Origin of the sequence: Shewanella sp. (assembly GCF_051658185.1) — a bacterium.
GTDB lineage: Bacteria > Pseudomonadota > Gammaproteobacteria > Enterobacterales > Shewanellaceae > Shewanella.
Map to the genome: position 1 here is coordinate 1 of NZ_JBOFMC010000457.1, position 4,870 is coordinate 4,870.

6 protein-coding genes and 1 pseudogene are annotated in these 4,870 nt (G+C 48.5%); 2 read left to right on the plus strand and 5 right to left on the minus strand.

All coding sequences use genetic code 11. The features are described 5' to 3' along the window. The 5 genes and pseudogenes from secD to ACRCZA_RS16705 form a co-directional block, all read right to left on the minus strand. Positions 1-242: pseudogene (secD, locus tag ACRCZA_RS16685) on the minus strand (protein translocase subunit SecD); the annotation flags it as partial. A 38-nt stretch (positions 243-280) separates the two neighbouring features. After that, positions 281-613 carry a preprotein translocase subunit YajC gene (gene yajC / locus ACRCZA_RS16690; protein WP_438675496.1) on the minus strand — a complete coding sequence of 111 codons (333 nt, stop codon included), beginning with the start codon at positions 611-613 and terminating at the stop codon, positions 281-283. 30 nt (positions 614-643) lie between these two features. Beyond that, positions 644-1,768: a tRNA guanosine(34) transglycosylase Tgt gene (gene tgt, locus ACRCZA_RS16695; RefSeq protein WP_438675497.1), complete on the minus strand. Its 1,125-nt coding sequence runs from the start codon at positions 1,766-1,768 to the stop codon at positions 644-646. 176 nt (positions 1,769-1,944) lie between these two features. Continuing rightward, entirely contained in the window at positions 1,945-2,982 is a 1,038-nt protein-coding gene (gene queA / locus ACRCZA_RS16700; RefSeq protein WP_438675498.1) for a tRNA preQ1(34) S-adenosylmethionine ribosyltransferase-isomerase QueA, read from the minus strand. 57 nt (positions 2,983-3,039) lie between these two features. Next, positions 3,040-3,258: a hypothetical protein gene (locus ACRCZA_RS16705; protein WP_438675499.1), complete on the minus strand. Its 219-nt coding sequence runs from the start codon at positions 3,256-3,258 to the stop codon at positions 3,040-3,042. Between the two features lie 104 nt (positions 3,259-3,362). On the opposite strand from ACRCZA_RS16705, the gene ACRCZA_RS16710 reads away from it, so the two are divergent. Beyond that, positions 3,363-3,983: an ACP phosphodiesterase gene (locus ACRCZA_RS16710; protein WP_438675500.1), complete on the plus strand. Its 621-nt coding sequence runs from the start codon at positions 3,363-3,365 to the stop codon at positions 3,981-3,983. A 138-nt stretch (positions 3,984-4,121) separates the two neighbouring features. Next, positions 4,122-4,787, plus strand: coding sequence for an RluA family pseudouridine synthase (locus ACRCZA_RS16715; RefSeq protein WP_438675501.1), 666 nt, complete (start codon positions 4,122-4,124; stop codon positions 4,785-4,787). Positions 4,788-4,870: the final 83 nt, after the last annotated feature.

A 4,870-nucleotide genomic window follows, 5' to 3' on the forward strand; every position in this document is an offset into this window, starting at 1 on the left:
GCGTTTTGGACACGCACCAACAATTGACCTTTTTCAAGCTCAGAGCGCTTTACCGCAATGCCTTTACTGGCTAACAGCTCGTTTACTCTGGCTTGGGTAGATGCCGTGACTTCAGCACCCCGAGTCGCCACCACTTGCACCGCATGATCTTCACCGAATAGGTTAGGTACGGCATAGAAACAACCTATAGCGATGATGAGCACCACCATAATGTTTTTCCACATTGGGTATTTATTTAACACGCCTGAGCTCCCTTGGCTTATAAAGACTCAATACTCTCTTACAGTGACTGAATAGAGCCCTTAGGCAATACTGCAGCGATATAGTCTTTTTTAATGGTGATTTGAGTAGTGTCGTTTAGGCTCAGTAACACATAGTCATTGTCGTCGCTGATCTTAGCGATTTTGCCTAAAATGCCACCACTGGTTAGCACTTCATCACCTTTACCAAGGGAAGCCATCAAGTTTTTGTGCTCTTTAACGCGCTTAGATTGCGGACGGAAAATCATGAAATAGAAGATCAGGCCGAAAATCACCAGCATGAAAATCAGTTCCATAGTACCGCCACCTTGAGGTGCGCCAGCTGCGTTTGCATATGCATTTGAAATAAACATAGTTTTCTCTTCTTATTAGTAAAAATTAACTCAATCGACTAACTCTGGAACTTCACGACCTTGACTGGTATAGAAGTCCTTCACAAAGGCGTCTAATGTACCTGTCTCAATCGCCCCGCGCAAACCTTCCATTAACATTTGATAGTATCTCAAGTTGTGAATGGTGTTTAAACGCGCACCCAGAATCTCATTACAGCGATCTAAATGGTAAAGGTATGCCCGTGAATAGTTTTTACAGGTATAACAATCACATTTAGCATCGAGCGGTGAAGTGTCATCACGATGCCGCGCATTGCGGATCTTAATCACCCCTTCACTGGTAAACAGATGACCGTTGCGGGCATTACGGGTTGGCATCACACAGTCAAACATGTCGACGCCACGACGCACCCCTTCAACTAAATCTTCTGGCTTACCGACCCCCATCAGATAGCGCGGTTTGTCCGCTGGAATTTGTGGGCAAACATGCTCAAGAATACGGTGCATATCCGCCTTCGGCTCTCCAACCGCCAAACCACCGACGGCATAGCCGTCGAAACCAATCTCGACTAAGCCTTTTAAGCTTTCGTCGCGTAAATCTTCATACACACTGCCTTGGATGATCCCAAATAATGCATTCGGGTTTTCGAGGCGGTCGAACTCATCGCGCGAACGTTTCGCCCAGCGCAATGACATTTGCATTGACTTGCGCGCTTCATCTTCGGTCGCGGGATACGGCGTACATTCATCAAAAATCATTACCACATCACTGCCCAACGCATGTTGAATTTGCATTGATTTTTCAGGATCTAAGAAGATTTTCTCACCATTGATTGGCGAGCGGAAATGCACACCTTCTTCGGTAATTTTACGAATATCACCCAAGCTGAACACTTGGAAACCGCCCGAATCGGTCAGAATGGGGCGCTGCCAGTTCATAAAGTCGTGCAGATCACCATGCTTACGCATGATTTCTTCACCAGGGCGCAGCCATAAATGGAAAGTGTTACCGAGCAGAATATCCGCGCCAGTTGCGCGCACTTCTTCAGGCGTCATGCCTTTGACGGTGCCATAGGTGCCTACGGGCATAAATGCGGGAGTTTCTACCGTGCCGCGCTCAAAAATCAACCGGCCACGGCGGGCACGACCATCGGTGGTATCAAGTTCAAATTTCATATTTCACCTCGCCAGATAAACAGTCTGACTACTTTTGTTAATGGCTTTGGCTGGTTAATAGCAAAAGCCGGATTGCTTAATGCAAGACAGGAGCGGTTTGCCAGAGTCAACTTATCGGACAGACGCCCTAGCGCCCCAACCTAATTGGGGCCGCTATTTTAAATCAAAATCGCCCCCTAGGGGGCTTTTTTCGTCACAAACATCGCATCGCCATAGCTAAAGAAGCGATATTTGTGGCTGATGGCATGTTGATATGCCGCCATCACATGATCAAAGCCAGCAAAAGCGCTGACCAACATAATGAGCGTTGATTCAGGTAAGTGGAAGTTAGTCACCATGGCATCGACCACTTGGAATTGATAGCCGGGGTAAATAAAAATATCGGTATCGCCGCTAAAGGGTTTGAGTGCACCGTTGCTGGCCCGAGCCGCACTTTCTAAAGAGCGCACCGATGTCGTGCCTACCGCAATCACGCGTTTACCCGCCGCCTTAGTTTGCGCGATTAACGCCACCACATCCTGTGGCACATTCGCCCACTCAGAATGCATTTTATGCTCAAGAATGCTCTCCACTCGTACAGGCTGGAAGGTGCCTGCCCCGACATGTAAGGTCACAAAAGCGATATTAACGCCCTTCGCTTTTAATGCCTCGAGCATGGCATCGTCAAAATGTAATCCTGCCGTCGGCGCAGCTACCGCACCCGGATTTTGGTTATACACGGTTTGATAGCGCTCTTTATCGGCATCCTCATCGGGGCGGTCGATATAAGGTGGCAATGGCATATGCCCTACCGCCTCAAGCACTTCTAAAATGGTGCGTTCAGACAAGAGTTCGAGTTCAAATAAGGCATCGTGGCGCGCCAGCATCTTCATCTCATACCCACCATCGAGATGGATCAGGCTATCCACCTTGGGGGATTTAGAGCTGCGCACATGGGCGAGAATCCGCTTATCATCGAGCATACGCTCAACCAAGATTTCGAGCTTGCCCCCACTGGCTTTTTGGCCAAACAAACGCGCAGGGATCACTCGGGTATTGTTAAATACCATCAGATCACCGGGGTGAATCATCCCCAATAGATCGGTAAACTGTTTGTCGCCTAATGCGCCGCTATTGCCATCTAAGGTTAATAGGCGTGATGCATTACGCTGCGCCATGGGATAACGAGCGATCAGCTCATCGGGGAGTTCGAAAGAAAAGTCTGCAACACGCATGATTAGCCTCAGGATAGCTTAGAACGGCGGCTAGTCTATGGTTAGAGGCTGATAAGATCAAGATGACTGAGTGTCAACGTCCACTTCTTGCGCGGCTTTTGCGAGCGGGATGTCGCCCGAGGGCGAAGTAGGAGCTGCAGTCTCGACCTGATGACGCACCGGGTTGACCGCATCGATAGTAAAAGGGTGTTGTTCAAAAGGGATATCTACCCGCACTTTGTAGCGTTTAGAAGCCTTATTTCGCCCCAGTAATTGACTAAACCAGTTCCACATCATCCATGATCCTAATTTGAAAAAATTGCCGATTTTAGGCATTGACGCTTTCCCAAGCCTACCTGCCCATGATACCGTGCCCTAACGCGGTTAACCAAGCACAAGATATGAACTTTCTCACCCACTTACATCTGGCCGACATCAGTCACACCGATCTTGCCGCCAATGTGGCAGCTAACTATATTCACGCGCCCATTGGGCAGGCACCGATTCCGTTACGCCAAGCGTTATGGCTAAATCAAGAGATCAATTCCCTGTGCGCCACCCACGAACTCACTATCGAGCTAATGGCAGCATTTCCGGCACGGTTAAGAAGCATAGCAGCAGATTTGATGGCGGTAAGCTTTGATCACTATTTAGCATTTTACTGGGAAGAATATCACCCCCAGCCATTGGCCGAATTTAGTCACAAGGCCTATGACGCTTTAGCGCATTTTGCCAGCCAAGGTGCAGATCCATACCATCCTGAAGCGCTGCTGACTCTCCTCCCGCTAATGCGCCAAGAAGACTGGCTTGGCAGTTATGCCAACGAAAAAGGCTTACAAAAGGCCTTTGCCCACATGGCCAAGCAGCATCAGCAGCCCGAACTATTTAAGGATGCTTATAACGTCACGCAAAAGATGCAAATAGAAATCGAAACGGCCTTTCGCACTTTTTATCCACAGCTGATGGCTTACACCCGTATTTGGAGCCGTAAAACCCCGCCCGAATATTTACCACATGCTTAAGGCTTAAGTAAGATAGAGCCATCAGCAAGAGACAAAGCAGGTGATAACAGACCTGCGCCCTAAGGCGACACTGCTTGCAGATAATGCTGTGTCCCTGCGTAAATTTTGCTACTATGCCGCCGCAAAAATGAGGTAAAGATGCAAATATTTGATTACCAGCCCCCTGCTATTCCTTGGCTAGATATCCGCTATCAAGATAAAGACTTGATTATCATTAATAAACCGTCTGGATTATTGTCGAATCCGGGACGAGCCGCGCACACTTTTGATTGCGCGTTAACCCGCTTACAACAGCTTTATCCAGAAGCGATCTTAGTCCACCGACTCGACTGTGCGACCTCAGGCATTATGGTGTTCGCCCGTCATAAAAAAGCCGAGTCCCATTTAAAAACCCAGTTTCAAGATAGGCAAAGTCAGAAAGTCTATATAGCGGAGGTGATGGGACATGTGACGCAGGAACAGGGCATTATCGACCTTGCCATTGCGCCGGATAGTGAACATCCCCCTTATCAAAAAACGCTAACCAAGGGAGAAATCGGGGGAAAAAACGCCCTCACCCACTACCGTGTCATCGAGCGCCGCACAAGCAGTACCTTAGTCGAGCTAACGCCAGAAACTGGCCGCACCCATCAGCTGCGGGTACACATGTTAGCCCTAGGGCATCCTATTTTGGGCGATACCTTTTACGGGGATGCCAACGTCATTAAGGCGAGATCCCGTTTATGCCTACATGCCCAAAGTTTACGTTTAACTCACCCTTATTCGGGTAAACAGTTGTATTTTAGTAGCAAACATCCCTTTTGATCGGCCTCAAAGGCCGGTTAAAACCAAGGCCGCCACTCTTGCTTAGTGCAGCTTAGCGTTGCATTTCGCCATCGTTTTACTTT

Coding starts and splice junctions, on each gene's coding strand:
- yajC (WP_438675496.1), bottom strand. CDS start 613: ATGTTTATTTCAAATGCATATGCAAACGCAGCTGGCGCACCTCAAGGT.
- tgt (WP_438675497.1), bottom strand. CDS start 1,768: ATGAAATTTGAACTTGATACCACCGATGGTCGTGCCCGCCGTGGCCGG.
- queA (WP_438675498.1), bottom strand. CDS start 2,982: ATGCGTGTTGCAGACTTTTCTTTCGAACTCCCCGATGAGCTGATCGCT.
- ACRCZA_RS16705 (WP_438675499.1), bottom strand. CDS start 3,258: ATGATGTGGAACTGGTTTAGTCAATTACTGGGGCGAAATAAGGCTTCT.
- ACRCZA_RS16710 (WP_438675500.1), top strand. CDS start 3,363: ATGAACTTTCTCACCCACTTACATCTGGCCGACATCAGTCACACCGAT.
- ACRCZA_RS16715 (WP_438675501.1), top strand. CDS start 4,122: ATGCAAATATTTGATTACCAGCCCCCTGCTATTCCTTGGCTAGATATC.